Raw genomic sequence first — 233 nt, 5'->3', positions numbered from 1 at the left:
CGAGGTCATCCGCACAACTACGCAGGCCAGCCAGAAAACCTCCCGGGGGCCGCACCCGGCAGGGCCCCCGCCGTCGAGTGATCACCCCGCACTGCCCGGTGGTGCCGCGGGAGCGCGGCTCGTACCAGGTGTTGCCGCACTGCTGGTAGGCCCGGCCGTTGATGACGGGGGTCACGCAGCTTGGCGGCACCGAGTGGACGATCGAGCCGATCACCGCCGAGGGCAGCGCCTCG

1 protein-coding gene is annotated in these 233 nt (G+C 72.1%); it reads right to left on the bottom strand.

Annotation, left to right across the window (positions count from 1 at the left end):
• A partial coding sequence (locus ACQG3P_RS24550; protein WP_426806504.1) for a hypothetical protein occupies window positions 1-233 on the bottom strand: 233 nt, incomplete at both ends.

It is taken from the genome of Stenotrophomonas sp. SrG (assembly GCF_050031795.1).
Classification (GTDB): Bacteria; Pseudomonadota; Gammaproteobacteria; order Xanthomonadales; family Xanthomonadaceae; genus Stenotrophomonas; species Stenotrophomonas rhizophila_A.
Note: the sequence above shows the minus strand (reverse complement) of the source record. Positions and strands in the feature narration are given on the sequence as shown.